The organism is Longimicrobium sp., assembly GCF_036554565.1.
GTDB lineage: Bacteria > Gemmatimonadota > Gemmatimonadetes > Longimicrobiales > Longimicrobiaceae > Longimicrobium.
The window spans coordinates 1-2,481 of sequence record NZ_DATBNB010000721.1 but is presented as its reverse complement, the minus strand read 5'-3'; the positions used below and the strand labels follow the sequence as shown (position 1 = coordinate 2,481).

4 protein-coding genes and 1 pseudogene are annotated in these 2,481 nt (G+C 64.0%); 4 read left to right on the top strand and 1 reads right to left on the bottom strand.

All coding sequences use genetic code 11. From position 1 onward, the window contains the following. Both VIB55_RS20230 and VIB55_RS20225 read left to right on the top strand, forming a co-directional pair. Nucleotides 1–638: aspartate-semialdehyde dehydrogenase (locus VIB55_RS20230; RefSeq protein WP_331878478.1), on the top strand; the 638-nt coding region annotated here is incomplete at its 5' end. Then, complete coding sequence (locus VIB55_RS20225; protein ID WP_331878477.1) at nucleotides 631–1,188, top strand: NUDIX hydrolase; 558 nt, start codon at nucleotides 631–633, stop codon at nucleotides 1,186–1,188. The genes VIB55_RS20230 and VIB55_RS20225, both read left to right, overlap by 8 nt. Before the next feature lie 13 nt (nucleotides 1,189–1,201). Here VIB55_RS20225 and VIB55_RS20220 read toward each other — a convergent pair whose 3' ends face one another. Next, a complete protein-coding gene (locus VIB55_RS20220; protein WP_331878476.1) occupies nucleotides 1,202–1,414 on the bottom strand; it encodes a hypothetical protein in 213 nt (70 codons plus the stop codon). Nucleotides 1,415–1,597: 183 nt separating this feature from the next. Here VIB55_RS20220 and VIB55_RS20215 point away from each other — a divergent pair, with 183 nt between their 5' ends. Together VIB55_RS20215 and VIB55_RS20210 are read left to right on the top strand one after the other, a co-directional pair. Further along, nucleotides 1,598–1,843 (top strand): hypothetical protein, encoded by a 246-nt coding sequence (locus VIB55_RS20215; protein ID WP_331878475.1) that lies wholly within the window; start codon nucleotides 1,598–1,600, stop codon nucleotides 1,841–1,843. A 170-nt stretch (nucleotides 1,844–2,013) separates the two neighbouring features. Beyond that, nucleotides 2,014–2,481, top strand: a pseudogene (locus VIB55_RS20210) (hypothetical protein); the annotation flags it as partial.

Genomic DNA, 2,481 nt, shown 5'->3' with positions numbered 1-2,481 from the left:
CGCGCGAACGGCCGCGGGGGATCATCGCCAATCCAAACTGCTCGACGATCCAGATGGTCGTCGCGCTGGAGGCCATCCGGCAGGCGGCGGGGCTGACGCGGGTGATCGCGACCACGTACCAGTCGGTCAGCGGGGCGGGGGAGACGGGGCGCGACGCGCTTCGCCACGAGTTGGCGGGGGAGACCGGCGAGTCGCCGTTCGCGCGGCCCATCGCCGGGAACGTGGTGCCGCAGATCGGCGACTTCGACGAGGAGGGGTGGACGGGCGAGGAGCGCAAGATGGTGAACGAGACGCGCAAGATCCTTTCGCTCCCCGACTTGGCCGTCGCCGCGACGTGCGTGCGCGTGCCGGTGGACGTGGGGCACTCGGTGCAGGTGACGGTGGAAACGGAGCGCGACCTGTCGGTGGAGGAGGCCACGCGCGCGCTGGCGTCGTTCCCCGGCATCGTGGTGCAGGGCGGGGCGGATGCGTATCCTACGCCGCTGGAGCTGGCGGGGCGCGACGAGGTGTTCGTCGGGCGGGTGCGGCGCGATCCCTTCCTGCCGCGCACGCTTCACCTGTGGGTGGTCGCGGACAACCTGCGCAAGGGCGCCGCGACCAACGCCGTGCAGATCGTGGAGGAGCTTACGCGTGCCTAAGCGCCGCCGCGGAGGCAGCGCCCGTGCCCGGGCCGTCATCGAGACCAGTGCCGGCGGTGTGATCTACCGCTGGAACGATGGCCGCGCGCACGTGCTGCTGATCCGCGACGCGTACCATCACTGGGGCTTTCCCAAGGGGCACGTAGAAGAGAGCGAAAGCGCGTCGGAGGCGGCGCTGCGCGAGGTGGCGGAAGAGACGGGGCTCACCGAGCTTCGCCTGGGGCCGCGGCTGCGCACCATCGACTGGTTCTTTCGCTTCCGCGGCAAGCTGATCCACAAGTTCTGCCACTTCTACCTGATCGAGTGCCCCGCGGGCGATACCTGTCCGCAGCAGGAGGAGGGCATCACGGAGTGCATCTGGCTTCCGCTGGACGAGGCCATCCAGTCCATCTCGTACGACAACGCCCGCGAGGTGCTGGTCTTGGCCGCCGAGCGGCTGCTGGGTGATGATACCGAGGTCGCCGACGAGCTGGATCCCGACGCGGGGGACGTCGACTGCGCCCGCCTCGTCGGAGCGCCGGACCACGCGCGGGACCCCCGCCGACTCTGATGGGCTTACGTGATCAACAGGGCTCCCGGCCCGAGTTGATCCGCGCCCACTCGTTCGCTGCTTCAGACGCTTCCCGCAAATCGTCTCCGAACTCCAGAATTGCATCCGCCAGCAGCAGATCCATCGATAGTTCGTCCTCGGGTGCGTACCGGGCGAGCTTGATGGTGGAGTGCGCGACAGCTTCGAACGCGCCGAACCGATCCGACAGCATCTCCAGCCATCGCATAGGCGAGGCTTGCGTCTTAGGCGCTCCTGTCCTCATGGTACGCTCCTGTAGGCGTTTGCGGCTTCTTCTGGACACCCCTACAATGCAGCATCATCAGCGTTGAGAGGCTGATTGGCTCTGCTGGGCGTATTCTAATCAGCGCACGGCGTTGTGTCAACGAATCAGAGCACACCTAGGAGGCACTTGGCGCGGCCGGAGAAGATGCAGCGGGTTGTGCGCGAGGTGATCGAGGAGAGCGGACTTCCCCGCACTCTGATCGCTGAGGACACGGAACTGAGTCGTGCCGCGCTAGTTGCGTGGCTTTCAGGCGCGCGGACACCACAGCGGGAGAGCGTTGCGCAACTTGCTGCGGGATTGGAGAAGAGAGCTAACCAGCTTCAATATCTCGTGTTTCGGCTGCGCAACTTGCTGGATGAAACCGAGGAGTAGGTTGGCGTGCGTGCTCACATACGAACACATCGTGTGTTGCCTGGAACTGTGCCGATTCACTTCAAATTCCAGTCGCTCACCTCTGGTTAGCGAAACCACGCCGACAATTCGCCCGTAGTGAACCCGCGCTCTCAATAGTGAGCGTACCATGAAAACCTCTTCAGAGTGACATGAACACTCCCTCTTCTTTACCGCGGGCATTCTCGGTCATCTTTGGACTCCTCGCAGCGGGAACACTGGTCGCGCAGGTGATAAGTGCGCGCGGTACGCCCACGACGCTCGAAACGGCGCTCTTCAGTGTCCTTCAATTCGTTTTCTCCCTCGCCTTTGCTTGGATCCTCACACGGATTGCGGCTAGGGAGGAATTCGTCGCGAGCCAGAAAGCGTTTGCGATCGCAGCTTACCGGCGGATCAACGAGATTGACGAGGGTGTAGGGCGGCTGATTGCCAGAGCTAACGCCCAAGCGCGCGCGGCCTCCCCAGAATTACTTCGGGAGCTTGATGTTACGATAGCGATCGCGCTCGGCGTACGCGCGAGCATCAAGTCATCGATTGCCGACTGGGGCGACGTCATCGGTGATGAGATTACTACGATTAAGCGGATTGAGGAGATCCAGGACCAGCAGGTCGCGCTTCTT

Coding starts and splice junctions, on each gene's coding strand:
- VIB55_RS20220 (WP_331878476.1), bottom strand. CDS start 1,414: ATGCGATGGCTGGAGATGCTGTCGGATCGGTTCGGCGCGTTCGAAGCT.